Source organism: Pirellulales bacterium (assembly GCA_019694435.1).
Classification (GTDB): Bacteria; Planctomycetota; Planctomycetia; order Pirellulales; family JAEUIK01; genus JAIBBZ01.
Genome location: JAIBBZ010000022.1, coordinates 57,731 through 77,555 on the forward strand (window position 1 = coordinate 57,731; position 19,825 = coordinate 77,555).

General features: G+C 65.7%; 14 protein-coding genes. 7 read left to right on the top strand and 7 right to left on the bottom strand.

Translation table 11 applies throughout. The features are described 5' to 3' along the window. The first annotated feature begins 23 nt into the window (after positions 1–23). The 4 genes from K1X74_15955 (at position 24) to K1X74_15970 (ending at position 4,733) form a co-directional block, all read left to right on the top strand. Positions 24–809, top strand: coding sequence for an SDR family NAD(P)-dependent oxidoreductase (locus K1X74_15955; GenBank protein MBX7167827.1), 786 nt, complete (start codon positions 24–26; stop codon positions 807–809). 95 nt (positions 810–904) lie between these two features. Continuing rightward, positions 905–2,293 carry a PQQ-like beta-propeller repeat protein gene (locus K1X74_15960; protein MBX7167828.1) on the top strand — a complete coding sequence of 463 codons (1,389 nt, stop codon included), beginning with the start codon at positions 905–907 and terminating at the stop codon, positions 2,291–2,293. Between the two features lie 193 nt (positions 2,294–2,486). Then, positions 2,487–3,935, top strand: a complete 1,449-nt coding sequence (locus tag K1X74_15965; GenBank protein ID MBX7167829.1) for a Gfo/Idh/MocA family oxidoreductase — start codon at positions 2,487–2,489, stop codon at positions 3,933–3,935. 93 nt (positions 3,936–4,028) lie between these two features. Continuing rightward, positions 4,029–4,733, top strand: a complete 705-nt coding sequence (locus K1X74_15970; protein MBX7167830.1) for an RNA pseudouridine synthase — start codon at positions 4,029–4,031, stop codon at positions 4,731–4,733. A 29-nt stretch (positions 4,734–4,762) separates the two neighbouring features. On the opposite strand, the gene K1X74_15975 is transcribed toward K1X74_15970, so the two are convergent. The 4 genes from K1X74_15975 to K1X74_15990 all read right to left on the bottom strand — a co-directional run bounded on the left by K1X74_15975 (position 4,763) and on the right by K1X74_15990 (position 8,746). Further along, on the bottom strand, positions 4,763–5,332 hold the full coding sequence (locus K1X74_15975; GenBank protein MBX7167831.1) for a DUF2147 domain-containing protein: 570 nt from the start codon (positions 5,330–5,332) through the stop codon (positions 4,763–4,765). Positions 5,333–5,425: 93 nt separating this feature from the next. Next, on the bottom strand, positions 5,426–6,802 hold the full coding sequence (locus tag K1X74_15980; GenBank protein ID MBX7167832.1) for a hypothetical protein: 1,377 nt from the start codon (positions 6,800–6,802) through the stop codon (positions 5,426–5,428). Continuing rightward, entirely contained in the window at positions 6,799–7,779 is a 981-nt protein-coding gene (locus tag K1X74_15985) for a glycosyltransferase family 2 protein (protein MBX7167833.1), read from the bottom strand. Before K1X74_15985 ends, K1X74_15980 begins: the two co-directional genes overlap by 4 nt. A 4-nt stretch (positions 7,780–7,783) precedes the next feature. Beyond that, positions 7,784–8,746 carry a lysylphosphatidylglycerol synthase domain-containing protein gene (locus tag K1X74_15990; protein MBX7167834.1) on the bottom strand — a complete coding sequence of 321 codons (963 nt, stop codon included), beginning with the start codon at positions 8,744–8,746 and terminating at the stop codon, positions 7,784–7,786. 181 nt (positions 8,747–8,927) lie between these two features. Here K1X74_15990 and K1X74_15995 point away from each other — a divergent pair, with 181 nt between their 5' ends. Together K1X74_15995 and K1X74_16000 are read left to right on the top strand one after the other, a co-directional pair. Further along, on the top strand, positions 8,928–10,355 hold the full coding sequence (locus K1X74_15995) for an AI-2E family transporter (protein MBX7167835.1): 1,428 nt from the start codon (positions 8,928–8,930) through the stop codon (positions 10,353–10,355). A gap of 105 nt (positions 10,356–10,460) precedes the next feature. Next, positions 10,461–11,408 (top strand): hypothetical protein, encoded by a 948-nt coding sequence (locus K1X74_16000; GenBank protein MBX7167836.1) that lies wholly within the window; start codon positions 10,461–10,463, stop codon positions 11,406–11,408. Between the two features lie 47 nt (positions 11,409–11,455). Here K1X74_16000 and K1X74_16005 read toward each other — a convergent pair whose 3' ends face one another. The 3 genes from K1X74_16005 to K1X74_16015 all read right to left on the bottom strand — a co-directional run bounded on the left by K1X74_16005 (position 11,456) and on the right by K1X74_16015 (position 18,750). Further along, positions 11,456–15,289 (bottom strand): AAA family ATPase, encoded by a 3,834-nt coding sequence (locus K1X74_16005; GenBank protein MBX7167837.1) that lies wholly within the window; start codon positions 15,287–15,289, stop codon positions 11,456–11,458. Beyond that, positions 15,286–16,512, bottom strand: coding sequence for a DNA repair exonuclease (locus K1X74_16010; GenBank protein MBX7167838.1), 1,227 nt, complete (start codon positions 16,510–16,512; stop codon positions 15,286–15,288). Before K1X74_16010 ends, K1X74_16005 begins: the two co-directional genes overlap by 4 nt. A 156-nt stretch (positions 16,513–16,668) precedes the next feature. Continuing rightward, entirely contained in the window at positions 16,669–18,750 is a 2,082-nt protein-coding gene (locus K1X74_16015) for a UvrD-helicase domain-containing protein (protein ID MBX7167839.1), read from the bottom strand. Positions 18,751–18,993: 243 nt separating this feature from the next. On the opposite strand from K1X74_16015, the gene K1X74_16020 reads away from it, so the two are divergent. Beyond that, positions 18,994–19,824, top strand: a complete 831-nt coding sequence (locus K1X74_16020; GenBank protein ID MBX7167840.1) for a hypothetical protein — start codon at positions 18,994–18,996, stop codon at positions 19,822–19,824. The last annotated feature ends 1 nt before the right edge of the window (position 19,825 follow it).

The window sequence follows — 19,825 nt, forward strand, 5'->3', positions numbered from 1 at the left end:
CTCCACGGAAGGAAATAAGTGGCATGGCCCGTCGGTCGTTGCGCGATTGCCGTGTGCTGATCACCGGCGCCTCGAGCGGCATCGGGCGAGCGCTGGCGATCGAACTGGCCCAGCGCGGCTCGCAAGTGCTCGTCTTTGCGCGGAATCGCGATCGCTTGGAAGAACTCGTCGCGGAGTTGCGCCGAATGGGTGCGCGAGCCGAGGCTGTGGCGGGCGACGTCACCTCGGCCGACGATCGGGCCGCGGCGCTGCGCGCCGCAACCGCTGGCTTTGGCGGGCTCGACATCCTCATCAACAACGCCGGAGTGGGCGCCCTGGGACCGTTCCTGTCGGCCGAGCCGTCTAGACTGCGCGCCGTCATGGAAGTGAATCTATTCGCGGTGGCCGAACTCACGCGCGAGGCGGTACCCTTACTGCGACACGGCTCGCGGCCGCTGGTGGTCAATATCGGCTCGATCCTCGGCCAGCGGGCCCTTCCACGGATGAGCGAGTATTGCGCAAGCAAATTTGCGCTGCAGGGACTGAGCACGTCGCTGCGGGGTGAATTACGGCCCTTAGGTATCGACCTGCTGTTGGTCTGTCCTGGCACCACGCAAACCGAATTTCACAGCCACCTGGTCGATCGGCGCGGCGACGTTCCTTGGCCTGTGCCCGCGGGACTGCCGGCCGAGGTGTGTGCGGGCCGGATTGCACAGGCCATGGAGCGCGGACGTCGAAACCTGATCCCCGACTGGCCGGCATGGTGGCTGAGCCTGCTCAATCGGCACCTGCCCGCGGTGGTCGATCGTTGGATGGAGCGGTACGGTTGACCGAGCCGGCGGCGCCGCATCGTCGAATTCGGCCGGACGTCTAAAATGCCGCGCCGGCTTGCCGGATTAACTCTTGCCCTGCAAAGGATCGGATTATGCCACGCCTACGACTCGGGTTGCTCGTCGCCGTATCTTGCGTGTTTGGCGTCGCCAGTGCCTGCGGCCAGGAGAACTGGCCGCAGTTTCGCGGTCCGCGCGGCGATGGGACGGTCGAGAGTGCGCGGTTTCCGCACGCCTGGTCGCCGACGGAAAACATCGCCTGGAAAGTCGGTGTTCCCGGTTCCGGTTGGGCGCAGCCGGTGGTCTGGGGGCAGCAGGTCTTTGTGTTGACGGCAGTCTCGACGGCCGATCCCGAACCGAAAAAGGCCGCAACGAACGCCTTTACCGGTCCGGCCAAGCCGCCTGAGGATTCCTATCGCTGGGAACTGGCCTGTTTCGATCTCGCCGGAGGCCAGGAGCAATGGCGTCAGCAGATCGCCGAACAACAGCCGCCGATCCCGGCGCACGTGACGAACACGTATGCCACGGAGACGCCGGCCACCGACGGCAAGCACGTCGTCGTCTGGCTGGCCTCGATCGGGAAGGTCTTCGCCTACCGCGTCGATGGCGAGCTGGCCTGGAGCGTTGATCTGGGCGTGCATCCGATGCAGGCCAATCTAGGAACTGGCAGCTCGCCGGTGATCGTCGGCGATCTGGTCTACGTGCAATGGTACAACGAGGAAGACTCGTTCCTCGTGGCCCTCGAGACGGCGACCGGCCAGGAACGCTGGCGCGCGCCGCGCAGCAAAGGCACCTCGTGGGCGACTCCGTTCGTTTGGCGCAACTCGGTTCGCACCGAGCTCGTGGCCTGCGGGAACACTCGCGTGTATTCGTACGATCTCGCCACGGGCCAGGCCTTCTGGGAACTGGGCAATTTCCCGTCGTCGTTCGCCAGCAGCCCCACGGCCCAAGGCGACGCGTTGTTCTTGGGGAACAACGGCCCGTTCAGCACTGCGCCGTTGTTCTCGGTCAAAGCGGGCAAGTCAGGCGACATCTCGCTGTCGAAGAAAGAGGCCGCCAGCAAGGAGCTTGTTCACAACGACGGCATCGCCTGGTGGCGCGTGCGGTCGGGTCCCGGCCTCGCGTCGCCCGTCGTCGCGGGGCCCCGGCTGTATGTCTCCGAAGAATCGATCTTGGCCTGCTACGCCGCCGCCACGGGCGAACGCCTGTATCGCGAGCGGTTGCCCGACGGGAAGGATGTTGTCGCCTCGCCGCTGGTGTTGGAGGACCGAATCCTCTTGATCGACGGCGACGGCACGGCATTTTTCGTGGCCGCCGAACCGGAATTCAAAATCCTCGGCACCAACCGCCTGAACGAACAAGTTTGGGCTACGCCGGCAGTCGCGGGTGATGCCTTGCTCGTTCGTGGAGTCGAGCACCTGTATTGCATTCGCGCCCAAAGTGCTGCTGCTGCCGCAGATATGTCACCTGCCGAAGCCAAGTGACGTTGGCCGCCGAGGCTGCTTCGCGGTGCCCAAGTGGCTTCCCGGGGCCGAGTTGTGCTATTCTGACACCCGGTGCTGACACCCGGCCGCCTTTCGCGGGGTAGTGCTGTGCAGCACGACACCTCGCGAGCGCGTCGACCGCCGCGCCGCCCCCCCAGGGCTGCCCACCAACAACATTCTGGAGTTCTCTGCGATGACCGACTTCAATCGTCGCCGTTTTTTAGAAAAGTCGATGTTCGCCACGGCGACGGCCCTGGCGGCCACCGCCTCGACCCGAGTCGTCGCGGCGGCCGACAATGCCCCGTCGAGCCCCAATGAGAAGCTCGGGGTGGCCATCCTCGGCGTACGCGGCCGCGGCGGCGAGCACATCGAACAGTTTGCCAAGCGTCCCAACACCCAGATTCTCTACCTGGTCGATCCCGACTCGAATGTCGCCAAGCGCCGTGCCAGCCAGGTCAAGGAGCTGTCGGGCCACGAGCCGAAGGTCGTGCAGGACATGCGCGAAGTGTTCGACGACAAGACCATTGATGTCGTGAGCGTCGCCACGCCCAACCACTGGCACTCGCTCGCGTCGATCTGGGCCATGCAGGCCGGCAAGGACGTGTATTGTGAAAAGCCGGTCAGCCACAACGTGAGCGAAGGCCGCCGGATGGTCGAGGTGGCCCGCAAGCACCAGCGCATTTGCCAGACCGGCACGCAGATCCGTTCGACCGAAGGCACGAATAAGGCCATGGCCTATCTGCACGACGGCAAGCTGGGCGATGTGACCGTGGCCCGCGGCCTGTGTTACAAGCGGCGCCCGTCCATCGGCCATCAGCCCGACAAGGAACCGCCGGCCGGCGTCGATTACAACCTCTGGCTCGGTCCGGCACCGGAGCGGGCGTTCTCGGGCAATCGCTTCCACTACAACTGGCATTGGCACTGGGACTACGGCAACGGCGACCTGGGTAACCAGGGCATCCACCAGATGGACGTGGCCCGGTGGGGGCTGAACGTCGATAACCTCGGCGAAGCCGTGATGTCGTATGGCGGCCGCTTCGGCTACGAGGACGACGGCGAAACCGCCAACACGCAAATCACCATGCACACGTATGGCAATCGTCTGCTGATCTTCGAGGTTCGCGGTCTCGAGACGCCCGACTTCAAGGGCGCGAAAGTCGGCAACGTGTTCTACGGCACCAAGGGCTACCTGGTGATGACCGACTACTCGAGCGGCGCCGCGTTCGATCTCGACGGCAAGCTCGTCGAGAAATTCGACGGGGGCGGCGACCACTTCGGCAACTTCATCGACTGCGTTTTGTCGCGGAAGCAGGAAGACCTGCACGCCGACATTCTCGAGGGTCACCTCTCGAGCGCGTTGTGCCACTTGGGCAACATCTCGTACCGCTTGGGCCAGAAGATGTCGCCGGAAGACGTCAAGGCTCAGTTGTCCGACAACCCCGAGTTGCTCGACAGCTTCACCCGGTTCAGCGATCACCTGACCGAAGACAAGGTGAACCTGAGCGAGACGCAAATCCAGTGCGGTCCGAAGCTCGCCTTCGACGCGGCCAACGAAAAGTTCGCCAACAATTCGCAGGCCGACGCGATGCTGACCCGCGAATACCGTGCGCCGTTCGTGGTGCCCAGCGCGAGCCAGATCTAAAGCGCCAGCTCGTCATGCACATTCTGGCGGGTCGGGCCGGAGGGTCCGACCCGTCGGTTTTTTTGCGCTGCGAATAGGATCGCGTCCGCCGCCATGGAACTGCCGCCGCCCGACATCCTGCTCGAGCAGGGGCCCGTCCTTGTCGTTCTCAAGCCCTCGGGCGTGCTCAGCCAGGCACCGCCGGGCATCGACAGCCTGGAGCTGCGCATCAAGCAGTTCTTGATGCAGCGCGAAGGGCGACCGAAAGCACCCTACCTGGCCATTCCCCATCGCCTCGACCGACCGGTCTCGGGCGTGATGGTCTTTGCCCGGCACAGCCGCGCCGCGAAAAAAATCGGCCGGCAGTTCGAAGAACGCTCGATCGAGAAGATCTACTGGGCCTGTGTCGAAGGGCACGTCGAGCCAGCCCAAGGTCGCTGGGAAGATTTCGTCCGCAAAGTGCCCGACGAACCTCGGGCCGAAATTGTTCCGCCCGAGCATCCCGAGGCGCGGCAGGCCGTGCTCGAATATCGCACGTTGGGGCGCAGCCGCTCCGGCTCATGGCTCGAGATCGTGTTGCAAACCGGCCGCATGCACCAGATCCGTGTGCAGGCCGCGTCGCGCGGCTGGCCAGTCGTGGGCGACGTTCAATATGGCGCGCAAACGACGTTTGGACCGCCGGTCGACGATGCCCGACTGCGGCCGATCGCGCTACATGGCCAGCGCCTGGCGCTGCGCCATCCGATGACCGGCGAGCCGATCGACATCACCGCCGCGCCGCCGGCCACCTGGGACGAGCTGCAACTCCAGCGCGATTGACACTCGCGGTGCACCAGACCCCCGGGCGATTACTTGTCGCCCTCGGGCTTGTCGGCACCGGCGTCCGCCGGCTTGTCTTTGTTGGCCTGCTCTTTTTCTTTTTCCTTGGCGGCAGCATCGGCAGCGTCCTTGGCCTCGTCTTCCTTGGTCACCCGGGTAAAGATTTCGGTTCGGCCCAGGATCGAGATGCCGATGAACCCGCGCACGTTGAGCGTGTTCGGGTCGCCGTCCTTGTACCACATGCGAGATTTGTAGGTCTTGCCGCTGTCGCCGTCGTAGATCGTGCCGCCCGACCATTCCTGGGCGTCGGCGTCGTAGGTGAAGTCACGCAGCATCTCGATGCCGATGAATTTCCGCTTCCGCAGCGATTCGTCCGGGTTGTTCTTGTCGAGCGCCTCGGGGTCTTCGTAATAAGCGATCACATTGCCGAAATAGACGCCATCTTTATTGACGATTTCGAGGCGGCCGTTCTTCTTGGGGAACCACCACTTGCCCAGCAGCGTGTCGCCGGGCGATTTTTTGTCGGCCGCCAGGGCCACGGCCGGCAAGATCAGCAGACCGGCCAGCGTCAGTACGAGGGTGCGGCGGATGCGCGACATGATCGAAATCCTCCCGAGATATATGCGGTGTTTGCAGGCCCAGAGGGCATCAAGTCATTCGGCGGACAGGCGCCGACTATTGTGACGCGTTTTTCAAGGTGCTGCCAGCCAAACCCAAAGGTTGTAAAGCCAGGGATGCGTCCAGGGGTTCCATACGGGGTAACACGCCGAAAAGACCGACACGGCCAACAGAGCCAGGCACCACCCGCGTGCGGCGCGATGGCCCGCTGCGGTGTCGACCGCCGGGAGCATTGCGACCAGCCACAGCGGAGCGAACCAGAACAGCCAACGAAAGCCTGCCGCCGTACCACCGTAGTTCCGCTGCAGCATGGGCCGCGAGAGATAAAACGCCAGGCAGACCAGCGACACGCCCGCAATCAGCGCGCCGAGCAGCCACGGGGCCTGTCCCCGGCCGCGCAACCACAGCCCCAGGCCGACGGCGCTCGCCAGCCACACGGGCGTGAGCGAAAACACGCCGTGGTGTCCGAACAGGATATGAAAGGCGTACACGGCGCGCGAGGGCTCGCCCCGGTCGACGCCCTGGGGATGTTGCCAGTAGCTTTCGATGGTGCGCCCTTGGTGCTCGTAAGAGTAGACGTACCAGTTCTCGCCGCTGGCAGGATCGAGCATCTGCCTGGCGTACGCCGGTTGAATCGTCCCATGGGCTGCATAGTTCGTGGCCAAGGCGGCGATCGTGACCAGCAACACGCCCGGTGCGAACCAGGCGACCGTTCGCCGGGCGTCGTAGGCAAATAGCCACAGGGCCAGCGGCAGCGCCAAGGCCAGCGCCGGCAATTCCAGCGCGGCCATCAGCCCCGTGGCGAGCCCGCAGAGCAAGTACGTTCCCGCGCGGGCGCGTTGACCCCGAACGATGCGCAGCACCAAGGCTACCGCGCCCACGGCCGCCACAGCGGCCAGCAAATGATTGTTCAAGGTCACGCCGAACGTCGTGAGCAAGGTGCCCCAGGTGGCGGCGGCCATCGTGAACACGCGGCCCCAATCGGTCGTTCCATAACGTTCGACAAGCGACGTCAACACGACGAAATACAACGCCAAGGCCGGCAGGTTGATGGTCGCCAGCATCAACCGGCCCAGCGCGTGGGGCTGCTCGCCCAGCGTGCTGCCGGTCAGCCGGTGCAGGACCCAGTATTCCCCGGCGACCAGCGTTGCCAGCAGCGGCGGCTTGCTCGAATACAGGTGTCCATCGTGCGACACCATGTCGATCGTGTCCCAGCCCGGCTCGCGGACCACGTCGTCGATCGCATAGGTACCGTGCTCGACCAGGGCACGCACCGTGCACCAGCGCGAACGATCGTTGGCGCTCAGGAACGGTCGGCGCTTGGCCGGGTCGCGCACGTTGGGGGTATCGAGCGCCGCGATGCGTGCCGCCACTCCGGCCAGGCTCGTGACGATCAGCAGGCCGTACATGGCCCGGCGCCAGGCGGCGCGATCGGTGTCCGGCCCGTTCATGGCGTTGCCGTGCCGGTGCTCGACCCTGCGCCGGGTGTCCGCTCGGCGATCGAATAGCCGTCGCTCGGGCGGCCGTTGTAGGCGATGACCATCTCGGCCAAGAGGCCGAGCGACATGAGTTGAATGCCGACCAGCAACGCTCCGAGCGAATACAACACGGCCGGCCGCTGATGCAATGGCAGCAAGTGCCAGTCGGGATTGAGTTGCGCGGCCATCCAATAGCCCGTCAACCACAACATGCCCACGCCGCCGAGGGCAAAAAAAGTCAGCCCGATGCCGCCCAGGAGATGTTGAGGACTCTGCCCGAAGCCGGTGAGGAACTTGACCGTCATCAGGTCGAGCAGCCCTTTGAAGATGCGGTCCCAGCCGTATTTCGAGTAGCCGTGTCGTCGGGGGCGATGGTTGATCACCAGCTCACCAACGCGAAATCCCCGCGCCGCGGCCAGCACCGGGACAAAGCGATGCAGCTCGCCGTACAGTTTGACCTCGGCCAGAACTTCGCGGCGATAGCATTTCATCCCGCAATTGTGATCGTGCAGCTTGACGCCGGTCAGCCGTCCGACGAGCCAATTGAACACCCGGCTGGGCAGCACCTTGTGCCAGGGGTCGTGCCGCACCTGTTTCCATCCGCTGACCACATCGACGCCGCCGGCGACCGCCTCGACGAACCGGGGTATCTCGGCCGGGTCGTCTTGCAGATCGGCGTCGAGCGTCATCACCAGTTCGCCCCGCGCTTCACCGAAACCGGCGCTGAGCGCGGCGGCCTTGCCGAAGTTGCGGCGAAAGCGAATGCCGCGCACGCGGGGATCGAGCGCAGCCAGCCGGCAGATGACGTCCCACGAACCGTCGGTCGAGCCATCGTCGACAAACACGAACTCGCACGCGTCGCCATGTCGCTGCGACACGCGGTCCAGTTCGAGATACAGCGCGTCCAGGCTGGCGGCCTCGTTCAAGACCGGAATGACGGCCGACAACATCGGTTCAGCGGGGGGACGTGGCGGAAGCGGAAGAGGCCTCGCGCGGCGCACCGCGCACAGGGTACAGGATAGCCGAAAGGACCAACTCGGCCAGCAACGACGCCATGCGCCACAGCACCGCGGCGCCGAGTGCCACGGCCTCGCCGTACCGTGGCGCCAAGAGCGGAATGATCAGCATTTCGCGCACTCCCGCGCCACCCGGTACCAGCGATAGAAACCCACCGGTCGAGGCCAGCGCCACGACGGCCGAACAAAGCAGCCAATCGGCGAAGGGGTGCGCGTGCTGTCCGCCCAGCGCAGAGATCGTGGCCAGCATGCTTGCCCCGAGCACCAACCAGCCGCCGGCAATTGCCAGCCAGCCGGGCAAGATGTCCGCGATGTTCAGCCGCCCCAGTCCCTCGGCCGCTTGGGGCGAGCGGCGATCGAGCCTGGCCAGCTTGGCCACGAAGCGAAACACGGCCGGCACCAGCGGTAATCCGGCCACCACCGCCATCGCACAGGCGCCGTACAGGACGCTCGTCTGCTGGCGATGAACCACGGCAACCAGCACGCCCCCCACGACCGCACCGACGGCCATCATCGATAGCGTCTCGTAGAAGATGCTGGCCACCGCCACGGCCGCGTCGACGCGCGCCGAGGCAAGCAACCCCGTGCGCAGGGCCACGACCATCGCCTTGCCCGGCAAGTATTTGCCCAGATGCCCGATATAGTACGCGCGCCAGGTCTCGTACCGCCCCGGCCGCTGGCCCAAGTACAAGAGCACACGGCGCCAGAACCAGGCGCACGGGGCCAGCCCCAGCAGATACAACGCACCGGCCAGCGCAAACCAACCGGGCCGGATTTGCAGGGGGCGCTCGCGCAATTGCTCCAGGGCCTTGCCGACAAAGCCGCTGATCGCCCACAACAACAGCGCAAGGATGGCCAGCTTGCCCAGGATCAGCAACCAGCTTCGCACGGCGGGCGACAAGCACCAGTCCTCGGCCACGAAGAACACAGGGAAGACGACGTACGACCGTGCGCACCGGCCGCACGATCGGCTCGATTGTGCGCGCCAGCGCGCGAGGCGACAACATCCGGCTCGTCGAACTGCCGGGGGCGCTGATAGAATTCCGGTCTCGCTGTAACGTACGGAAAGGAAGTTGCCGCACGTGTCACGGTTGGTTTCGTTCTTGATCCTGGTGGCCCTGGTCGCGGTCAGCGGCCTGTTGTTCTACCAGGTGATGGCGCAGTTTCTGTTGCCCATTTTCCTGGCCGTCGTGCTGGTGGTCATCTTTCGCCCCCTGCATCGCTGGGTCGTACAAGAAGTGAAGGGGAGCAATCACCTGGCGGCGTTGCTGACCACGCTGATGATCCTGCTGGTCGTCCTGGCGCCGATGGTCACGGTGCTGGCCATGGCCGCGGCCGATGCGGCCCGCATCGTCACCAACTTCGATCAGCGTGAAGTTCTCGAGCGCTATTCCAAGCTGCTCAAGAGCGTCGGGCTCGATCTCGACGCCAAGCCGATTCTCGATGAGGTCGACGAGCAACTGTTGCCGTTGCGCACCGACGACCTGGAACGCCTCAAGCCGGCGGCGCTCACGGCCGCCCTGCACCAACTCGGCTCGGACGACGTTCGCAAAGTGGTTCGCGAGGTTGTGGCCAGGCAGCGGCCCGCGCAGCCGCCGGTCGGAGACGATGCAGCGCCGGCGGAAAGCATCCAGGCGACCTACGATTTACTGCTCCAGACGGCCGCGGAATTGGAGCATCTCGATCCCGAGCAGCCCGAGTTTGTCGACAAGGGCAAGAAGGTCGACAACCAGTTTCAGGACTTCACGCTCGAATTGTATGGCAGCTCCTGGGTCATGTGGCTCAAGAAGACGGCCAACCCTGGGCCGGAAGAGCTGCCGCAGTTGCGCGAACGTCTGAGGGCCTGGGTGACGCCGCTGGCCCTGAGCACCACGCAAGCCGTCGGCGGTGTGGTTGGCCGACTGATCGTGGGCTTCTGCATTATGGTCGTGTCGCTCTACTTCTTCCTGGCCGACGGGCCGGGCATGGTCAACACGATCATGCGCCTTTCGCCGCTGGCCCACACCTACGAGCAGCAGATCCTGTTCGAGTTCGACCGGATCAGTCGCGCGGTCGTCGTCGCCACGTTGTTGTCAGCCCTGGTCCAAGCCGTGCTGGCGGCGATCGGTTACTACTTTGCCGGCCTGGGTTCGATCTTCCTGCTAACGGTGATCACGTTTTTGCTGGCCATGGTGCCGTTCGTCGGGGCCGCCAGCGTCTGGGGTGCGTGCGCCCTGTGGCTGTTCTTGTTCCAGGACGACTGGGTGGCTGCGGCTGCGCTCGCGGCCTATGGCACGCTGGTCATTTCGATGGCCGACAACATCATCAAGCCGTACGTCCTGCACGGCCAATCGAATCTGCATCCGCTGTTGGCCCTGTTGAGCGTCCTTGGCGGGGTGCAAGCTCTGGGGCCGATCGGCATTTTCGTCGGCCCGATGGTCGTGGCCTTCCTCCAGGCGGCCTTGAACATGCTCCGCAAGGAACTTGACGTCTTGGACGGCGAGGAGCCCCCGCCGGTGCCGGCGGATTGAGCCCCGCTGGGCCATTTGCTTTGCCGACGCGTCTCGACGCGGTAGCATGGGGGGACCGCGCCGTGCGTTGCGCGGAGGATTCTGGCGAGCAAAGGAGTGCAGGCGATGGCCTCGACGTGGCTCATCGTGGCGGCAGCCCTGGGTGTCGATTACGGATGGCAGCCGTTGCCTCAGGGTGGCTACGAGTATGTCATTCAACTTGAGCCCCAGGCGCTCGATGCCCTGCGCGCCGGCCAGGACATCGGCAGCGTGATTCCGGCGGATCTGGGTGACGTGCGCCGGTATCGGATCACCGTTGGTCGCGGAACTCCACCGGGCCGCGCTGAACCTGCGCCCTTGCGCGACTCCGCGGAAGACGCCTCAGGCCCGGTCGAGGTTGCCGCGCTGCAGCCCTTGATCCAGGCCGCGCCGAACGTCGAAACGTTGCCGGGCGCACCGCCGCCGGTGCCGTTACCGTATGAGCCTCGGACCGAGGTGCAGCCGGCGAGCGACTGGCAGCCTTTCCATTCGCCCCCACGACCGGCAGCCGACCCTCAAACGGCGGTGCCAACGCTGGGTGCACACGGGCCCACGGATTTGAGCCAGCCTGCGCAGCCGCACGTCGATTTGGCGCAGCGGCGCGTCTCGCCACAGGAATTGCGACCGCGCGAACGCACTCAATTGCGGCCGGCCGACGTCTCACGGCTGCCGATGCCGATTCCGCCTGTGGCCGCGGGCACGGCGCTGAGCCCGACGTTCTCCTCACAAGCGTCATTCGCCCCGGCTCCGAGGATGCAGCCGATCTCGCCGGCCAGCGCCGCGCAAGTCGAGTTGGGCAACGCCGGCGCGGGAAGCCCGCGCGCTTCGATTGGGCTCAATCAACAACGCGACACGTCTCGAAAAGCGGATGATCAAGCCTGGTTCCCGCTGGTCGTGGCAAGCATCGTGCTCTTCGCGTCGTTGGGCAGCAACCTCTACTTGGGGTGGCTCACGTGGAGCTTCCGCGAGCGCTGCCGTCGCCTGGCGGGCGAATTGCGGCGCCTGCGATTCTCCGGCAGCCCGACGGGCGTGTAAGCCCCTGCGAGCGAACGGCAGGCTGCCGGTCAGGCAACCAACGTCGCTCAAGCGAACTTGTGCCGCGAAGTGCCTTCGTCCAGATCGTCGTGGTCGGTGCCCGGGGCCTTGGTCCACACGGTCGGCGGTCGGCGCCGATTGGCGTCGCCCTGAGGCAGCAGAATCGACGAGCGCAAGACACGCTGCTCGGCGTCTGCCGAGCCCTCGTTGGTCGCCACCCAGAAGTGCCAGCGCGGCGTCCCTTCGTTGGGCAAGTCGTGACGCAGCGCCACTCCGCGAGGCGGCTCGACCGGAGTTTGCGGCACGGCGACATGGCGGTTGGCCCATAGCCAGGGCACCAGCGGAGTGCCGATGCTGGCTACGCCCGCCAAGGGAAAATGGGTCTCGTAGTGTTCGACCGCGGCTTGCGCTGCAAACCACAGCGGCGCGTCCTGGTCCCAGGGGCCCGACGGTCGCGGTTCGCTCGCACGTGCGGGGAACTGCTTACGCAGCGGCGCGCGGCGCACGGGCAACGTGCGGCGGGCCGGGCGTTTCGGCACGTATCGGGCCGGTTCTAACTCGTCGGCATCGCCATATTCGTCGAGCACGTCGGTCAACGGCAGCGCGGCCCGGCGAACGGGTTCTTCGTCGAACGATTCGCCGGATTCATTGATGCATACATCGGAGCGATAGTCCCACAGCGGCAACGGGCGCGGCGGGGGCGCAGCCGGCACGACCACCGCCGGGACCGGAGGAGCCGCCAGTTCGAGCAGCGGCACCAGGGGGACTGGTGGAGCCTCGGCCTCCAGCTCGCCTCGCAAGGCACGCACGTCGGCCCCCAGCTCGCGAAAGATTTTGACGATGTGTTCATGACAAGTGAACACGAGCACCTGGTGCCCGGCCTTGGCGAATTCGTCGAGCACCACTGCCGCAGCCTGCGTGCGCACGGTATCGAAGTTCACGAACAGGTCGTCCAAGACGAGCGGCATCACGGTGCCGCGACGCGCATAGCTTTCGACCAGCGCCAGCCGCAGGCTGAGGAACAACTGCTCACGGGTTCCGCGGCTGAGCACGTCGACGGGCAGCGTGTGTCCCTTGGCGTCGTCGACCCGCAGCACGTCCTCATCGAGCGGCGTCCAGACGCGCGTGTAGGCTCCGGCGGTCAGCCGGGCAAAGTATTTCGACGCCGCCAGTAGAGTCTCGGGCTGGCGTTGCCGTTCGTAATCGGCGCGAATGGCATGCAGGATGCGGCTGGTCACGGCCAGCGTCTGCCATTGGGCAAGAGAGGTCTGCAACTGGCTTTCGACGGCACCCAGCTCGAGCTGGGCCGCCGGCAGCCGGTGATCTTCGAGCAGATGCTTGAGCTGTTCCTCGAGCCGCCCTTGCTGTTGATACAATTCCCGGCGTCGAGCTTCGAGTTGCTGCACCTCGGAGGATAGCTGTTCCCAGCGGTGGTCCAGTTCGCGCCCCGGCCCCACGGTGGCCAACTCGGCGGCGATCAATTCTTCGCGCGCCGGCTCGCCCACTCCGGCCATCACCAGCCGATGCTGCTCGTTACGCTCGGCGGTGAGCTGCCGGGCTCGTTCGAGCCGGGCCAGCCGCGCCAACAGTTCGTCCTCGGTTTCGCAGCCGGCCGCGCGCAGCGTCTGTAACCGCCGACGAATGATTTGCCGACCGCGGCTGTGCAGCCGCTCGTAATCGCGCCGCAATTCGCGGCGCTGCCGGCGCAACTCGTTGCGACGACGTACCGCGGCGTGCTGTGCCTGATGTTCGCGTTGCAACTGGGCCAGACGGAGCAGGGGGTCGGTCGATTCCGGCGTCAGGCCCAAGTCGGCCAGCAGCTGTTCGATGCGCTGTTGTAAGGACTCCATCGCCCGGCGACGGCTGAGTTGATCCTCGGCCAACTGGTTTTTGCGACGATCGAGATCGGTGACGCGCACCCGGCTCTGGGCCAGCGTCTGCACTTGTGCGGGTTGCAAATCGTGCGGCAAGCCCGCGGCCTCGAGCGTGCTCTGCCAGCGTTGCTGCGCGGTCTGATGATCGCGGCGCGCCTGTTCGAGTCGCTGCTTGGCGGCCGCCAGTTCATTGAGGGCCAGTTGCCGCCGCGTTTGTACGGGCAGCAGCTCTTCCAGTCGGCTGTGGAGCTTTTCGGCCGACTGCAGACGCACGGTTAGCGGTCCCCCGACGCCAGGTAGTTCGGCGTCGAGGTGATCGCGCTCTTCCTTGGCTTGTTTATATTGCAGCCGCAGCACGTCCATCTGCTTTTCGCAGGCTTCGAGCTGCTCGGCCGCCGATTGCTCGACGACGCGCTTGATCACCACGGCCGCCGCGGCGCCGAGAATGCCCAAGAACAACAGTCCCAGGCCGTAGCCGCCCGTGACCGAAGGGCCGAAGAACAACCCGGCCAGGATCATCGCCACACCCAGCACGAACAACACGCCCAGCCCACCGAGCGCCCAGCCCGAGAGTAAATGGTTGTCGGCCAGCTCGTCGCTGTCCTGGGCCAGGTCCTGCAACTGCCGTTTCAGCCGATCGAGGCGTTCTTCGAGCTGGACCCGCCGGCGAAGCGTGCTGACGTGCTGGCCGGACTGGTCCATGGCCACCGTCAGGTCGGCATCGGGAAAGTCTTTCAAGGCTCCCTGCAGCTCAGCGTTCACCTGGTCGAGCTGACGTTGGGCCCGGGCGGCGTCTTCTTCGGCCGATTGCAGACGGCTGCGCTCTTCGCTCAACACGCGAACCAAAGGCCGGAGCTGGGACATGGCGCCCCGGGTGAGTTGCTCAGGGGCGACGTCGAGCTTCTTGCTGTTGTCGAGCAGCCGTTGTTGTTCGACCTTGGTTTCGCCGGTCAGCGCTGAGATTTCCTGACTGGCCACGGCGTTTTGCTGGTCGAGTTTCTCGATCCATTCGCGCTGCTCGACCAGGGCTTCGATCCGCGGACCGAAGCGCCACAAGTCGGGCCGAAAACCGAGATCGCGCTGTTCCTGAGCCAAGCGCGCTGCGTCGCGGCGCATCCGGCGCAGTTTGCGGCGCCGCTTCTGCAGCAGTTCGTTCAGCGCCGTCACGCGCTCCAGCGTCCCTTCGGGCACCGGGGCGACGTCACCCAATTGCTTGAGTTCCGCGTCGAGCGCGGCGCGCTTGTGCCACGGTTCGCGCACGGCAATGGCCGTTTCGACGATCCTCAGCTTGCGATCCAGCTCCTGGCGCCGGGCCTCGAGGTCTTGGACCGTGCGTTCGACGTCGGCGCGCTGACCGAGGAGTCGGACGTAGCCGTCGGTGCTGGCGGCCAGGCGATCGACTTCTTCGCGCAAACCGTCGCGCCGGGCGATCAGGTCGGCGATGTGGCCTTGCGAATCGGCCTCGGCCAGCAGCCGTCGCCGCGAGGCATTCAACTCCCGGATCACGTCCGACATGGCGACGCGATCGACGCCGGTCGTCAGCTTGTACAGCAACTCGCCGGCCGCGGAATCGGAAAGCGTGGCCAGCTCTTGCAATTCGTCCAGGCCGACCGCGTACACGTTGCGGAAGATCGACTCGTCGACGTCGCCCAGCAGTTGCCGCCAGCGACCGTCGCTCACTTCGGCGCCGTCGGACGTGGCGACCGACAAGCGTCCCAAGTCCGTTTCGAGCGGCTGCGGCGTCAGGTCGCGACGATGCAGCACGAATCGCCCTTCGCCACATGAGACGACCAACCTGCCGCCCGGAGCGCCGCCTTCGACCGGCGGCAGATAGCGCGCCCGCCGGTCCGGCGTGAAGCCGAACAAGATGGCCCGCACGAACTGCAAGAGCGTCGTCTTGCCGGCTTCGTTGCGGCCGAAGAAGACGGTCAAGCGCGGCGAGACATTCGCGACGCGCAAGTCGGTCCAGACGCCGAAGCCGTCGACCTCGAGGTCGTGGAGAATCATGGCCGGCCCTCCTCGCCGCGCAGCAGATCGATGCCCAGCGCCGTGACGTGCTGCAGCACGCGCTGTCGCGCCCCTGCGTCGCTCAGATCTACGGCTTGCTCGATTTCGGCCAGCTTGTGCGGGCCGGCATACCGTTGCAGCTCCAGCGATTCGCGCGGCTGCACGCGCAGTTGCTCGACCATCCGCAGGAAGTCGCCCAGCATGGTCTGCTGTTGCTGCCAACCGACAGGCACCGTTTCGGGCGGCTCGACTTCGAGTTTCCAGCTCCACGCGGCAGGCGATTTCACGCCGTATTTCTGCCGCAGGCCCGACAGGACGTCGGCCGCCAGGTTGCCGCGACGCAACTGCGTGGCCAGCTCGCCACGGGCCGAGATGTGCCAGGCAATCAGGCGATCGAGCCCCGGATCGGCGGCGCTCAGCGATTCGATGCGCTTCTGCATCAGCTTTTCCAGATCGCCACGCTTGGCCTTCTCGTCGAGCGCCAATCGCTCGTCGTACCACCGCACCACGTCGGTGGGGATCAAGCGCGACTGCCAGTGGCCGTCGTCATTCATGCCGACCAGCAGGCAGCCGTGCGGCTCGGTCTCGCTGGGATGCCGGCCCTGCGGGCTGCCGCAGTAGTGGGCCAGCGATGCGTCGCTGCCGGCTTTGGATGCATTGTGCCGGCCGCCCAGGGCCCAGTAGTCGATGCCGCCCGTGTGACCGATCCCGTCAAGCGCGCCGTGCACGATGGCAATTCGCGGCAGATCGGCGTTATCGGGCGTCAAATCGTCGGTCGCCAGTGTGCCGCGCCCCGCGCGGCTCGCGCCAACCACCTGCGCGATCAAGCGGCCCTCGCGGTAGACGGGAAACGCCGTCAAATGTTGCGCGGGAAACACCGTCACGTTGGGCGGGAGAGCCAGCTCGTGCGGCCAGCTCGCGGGCGTGTCGACGGTTCCGCCGGCCCAGAACACGGCGATGCCGCGCTCGTTGAGCCGTGTGAATTGTTCGCAGAGAAACTCCAGCGCCCTGGGCCCGCCGCGGCGCGGGTGCAAGGCATCGCCCGCCAGCGCCACGAAATCGACCTGTTCGGAGAGCGCCGCTTCGAACACGCGCTCGGCGGCCAGGTACGGCGTCTCGAGAAAGACGTCGCGCAGATGCTCGGGCACCTCGGGCACACCATACAGCGGCTGCTCGAGATGCAAGTCGCTGGTGTGAATGAAACGCAGCCGATCGCGGCTCATGGGGCGCCTCCCTGCGCGCAGGCCGTTTCGGTAGGCGGGGCCCATCCGGGGCGGACCCCTTCGACGCGGAAGTGTAGTCCAATTGCGGCAATTGCACTACGCCGATCTACCGCACTGCTAGCACAGCACCAGGGGCACGGGGCCCTCTCTGCGGTGCTAGCGGCGGCCGCCGGGCTTCTTCGGCGCGCGACCACGCACGGGACGCTTCGGGAGTGGCCGCGCGGCAGGCTTGCCGTCGGCGCGCGTCTTGCCGGCATTCGCCGCCGCGCTGGATTTTGCCCCCATCGCAGGCTGCTCCGTCTCGCCTTCCGGCTGGGGCGTTCGCCCGGTCAACTCGAACAGGAATCGACTGGGGATCGACGGGCGCGGCTTGCCCCATTTGCGCCGCGATTGGGCCAGCGTGAGCGTCAAGTAGGTTTGCGCGCGCGTGACGCCCACGTAGCACAGCCGGCGCTCTTCGTCGATCGCTTCGCCTTCGGCCGACACGGCGCGATGGTGCGGCAGGAGCCCCTCCTCCATGCCGATCATCCAGACCCGGGGGAACTCCAACCCCTTGGCGCTGTGCAAGGTCATCAGCACGACGGCGTCGCGCTGGAGTTGCTTTTCCTTGTCGGGTTCCTCGTCGCGCCCGGAGAGCACCAGATCGTCGAGATAGTCGGCCAGATTGCCGCCGCGACGATCGACGTGATCGGCCAGGCCGTTGACCAGTTGCTCGATCGCGGCCCACCGTGCCTGGCGATCGTTGGGGTCGTCGTACAACTCTTCGAGAATCTTTTGATAGTCGATCGCGCGAATCAAATCGTTGACCACGGTCACCGGCGATTCGCCAGAAAGCCGCCCGCGGAAGCGTTCGACGAGTTGGCGCAGCTCGTGCGCGCCGCGCGCCGCGGCCGGAGCCAACGTGGCCAGGTCGGCCTCGTGTCCGAGCACGTCCCAGGCCGAAACCCCGCGTGCGACGGCCCGGTCTTTGATCTTTTCGAGCGCGCCGCGTCCGATGCCGCGTGCCGGCGTGTTGATGATCCGCAACAACGACGCCTCGTCGTGCGGCTGCACCAAAAGTCGCAGGTAAGCGAGGATGTCCTTCACTTCGCGGCGGTCGAAAAACGACATCCCGCCGATCAGCACGTAGGGGATTCGCCACCGGCGCAGCTCTTGCTCGAAAGGCCGGGGCTGTTCGTTGGTGCGAAACAGGATGGCGATCTCGCCGGGCCGGGCATTCTCCCGGCCGATCGCTTTGCGAATATCGTCGACGACGTGCCGGGCTTCGGCTTCTTCGTCGGCATATTGCACGATCCGCGGGCTTTCACCCCCCACCCGCGAGGCACGCAACTCTTTCGGGTGCCGCTTGCGATTGAACGCGATCAGCCGGTTGGCCATTGCCAGGATCGGCCCGGTCGAGCGGTAGTTGTCTTCCAGACGCACGACCTTGCAGTCGGGCCAGTCGTGCTTGAAGTTCAGGATGTGCGCCACTTCGGCGCCGCGCCAACCGTATATCGACTGGTCGTCGTCGCCCACGACGCAGAGATTGCGATGCGGCAGGGCCAACGCCTTGACAATCCTGTATTGGCTGCCGTTGGTGTCCTGGTACTCGTCGATCAGCAGATGGCTGAACCGCGCCGATTCCTGCCGGCAGGCCTCGGGCGAAATGCCAAACAACTCCTCGGTGCACAGCAACAGGTCGTCGAAATCGAGCACGCCCTGGTCCTTGAGCTTCTGCTGGTACCGGCGATAGCCCGAGGCCGCCAGGTGCTCGACGTCCGTCGCCGCGAATTCGACCGCTTGTGCGGGCCGGACTGCCGCCGACTTCCAGCGGCTGATGTGGTGCAGCAAATCGCCTGGGCGCAGCGAGGCCTCGGGCACGCGGATTTCACGGAGCACCTCCCGGGCCAACGACTCCTGGTCGCCCCGGTCGAAGATCGTGAAGTTCTGGGGATAGCCCAGAGCGGCGATCTGGCGCCGCAGAATCCGCACGCACAACGAATGGAACGTTGAGATTTCCGGTCGTTCAGGCAGCCGCTTTCCCAGGATCGCGGCAGCCCGTTGCTGCATTTCCTGGGCGGCCTTGTTCGTGAACGTGACCGCCAGGATGCGTGCCGGGCGCACACCGTGCGCAATCAGTGCGGCAATACGGTACGTGACGACCCGGGTCTTGCCGGTGCCGGCACCGGCCAGCACCAGCAACGGACCTCGCAGGGTCTGCACCGCGTCGCGCTGCGGGGGGTTGAGGTCGGGTGGCATCCGTACCGGGGCGTGCGTCTGGGCGAACAGCCGGCTTGAACAGGCGGATCAAGCGGCGGAGCCGTCGATCCTAAGGCGTGGCCCGAAGGCTCGCAAATCGCTTGGGCCGCGGTTCGAGGCGTGCGGCACGCGCGCGACGGCGCAAGTCGATGGCCTTGACCATGTTTGAGCCACACCTCTATACTCCGAGTTTTCCTCCAACCTCCAGGTTGCGACGACCTTGTTCGCTGAGAAATCGTGCCGATGAAGACGGAGCGCCGTCCCAAGAATGAACTCGCCGACGCGCTGATGCGCACGGCCGAGGGCGTGAAGCCGTATTCGACCTACATCTTCGGCGGCGTACTCGCGCTGATCGTCGTGGGCGGCATCTACGTGTATTTGTCCAACACCAGCGAGGCTCAGAAGCGGGCCGCCTGGGACAGCTTTAACGACGCCACCAACGACAACAAGCTCGAACAGCTCGACGATCTGGCACGGGACTTTCCTGATGCTCCGGCCGGGCTGTGGGCCCAGCTGGTGGCCGCGAACAAACGGCTCGAAGCCGGTGGCGAGCTGCTGTTCAGCAATCGCACGGCGGCCCGTGACGAGCTGCGCAAGGCGGTCGAAGGGTTCGACGCGGTGCGCGAAACGGCCCAAATCCCCTTGTTGCGCGAGCAGGCGATTTGGGGGGCGGCCCGGGCTTATGAGTCGCTGGGCTATGAATCGCGCGCCGATATGGAAACCGCCCTGAAGCTCTACGAACAACTGGCGGAAATCAAAGACAGCCCGTTTGCGTCGATTGCCCGACTGCGGGCCGACGACTTAAAACGCGAAGGCACCAAGCAGTTTTACGACTGGTTTGCAACGCAGCAGCTCGAAGGCACGGCGCCGGCCGGTGGCCAGACTGGTCTGGACGATTTGAACACGCTTGGCGAAGGTCCGGATATCGTCCCCAGCCAAGGGACTCCGCCGGTCGATACGCCGCCCCCGACGACAGAAACTTCGCCGACGGAAACCCCCGCGACGGAAACCCCCGCGGGCGAGGCTCCACCCACTGACAACGCGCCCGCCGACACAGCTCCGGCAACGCCCTAGG

Bases quoted from the DNA above. Each gene is read 5' to 3' on its own strand.
- K1X74_15955 (MBX7167827.1), top strand. From the start codon at position 24: ATGGCCCGTCGGTCGTTGCGCGATTGCCGTGTGCTGATCACCGGCGCC.
- K1X74_15960 (MBX7167828.1), top strand. From the start codon at position 905: ATGCCACGCCTACGACTCGGGTTGCTCGTCGCCGTATCTTGCGTGTTT.
- K1X74_15965 (MBX7167829.1), top strand. From the start codon at position 2,487: ATGACCGACTTCAATCGTCGCCGTTTTTTAGAAAAGTCGATGTTCGCC.
- K1X74_15970 (MBX7167830.1), top strand. From the start codon at position 4,029: ATGGAACTGCCGCCGCCCGACATCCTGCTCGAGCAGGGGCCCGTCCTT.
- K1X74_15975 (MBX7167831.1), bottom strand. From the start codon at position 5,332: ATGTCGCGCATCCGCCGCACCCTCGTACTGACGCTGGCCGGTCTGCTG.
- K1X74_15980 (MBX7167832.1), bottom strand. From the start codon at position 6,802: ATGAACGGGCCGGACACCGATCGCGCCGCCTGGCGCCGGGCCATGTAC.
- K1X74_15985 (MBX7167833.1), bottom strand. From the start codon at position 7,779: ATGTTGTCGGCCGTCATTCCGGTCTTGAACGAGGCCGCCAGCCTGGAC.
- K1X74_16000 (MBX7167836.1), top strand. From the start codon at position 10,461: ATGGCCTCGACGTGGCTCATCGTGGCGGCAGCCCTGGGTGTCGATTAC.
- K1X74_16005 (MBX7167837.1), bottom strand. From the start codon at position 15,289: ATGATTCTCCACGACCTCGAGGTCGACGGCTTCGGCGTCTGGACCGAC.
- K1X74_16010 (MBX7167838.1), bottom strand. From the start codon at position 16,512: ATGAGCCGCGATCGGCTGCGTTTCATTCACACCAGCGACTTGCATCTC.
- K1X74_16015 (MBX7167839.1), bottom strand. From the start codon at position 18,750: ATGCCACCCGACCTCAACCCCCCGCAGCGCGACGCGGTGCAGACCCTG.
- K1X74_16020 (MBX7167840.1), top strand. From the start codon at position 18,994: ATGAAGACGGAGCGCCGTCCCAAGAATGAACTCGCCGACGCGCTGATG.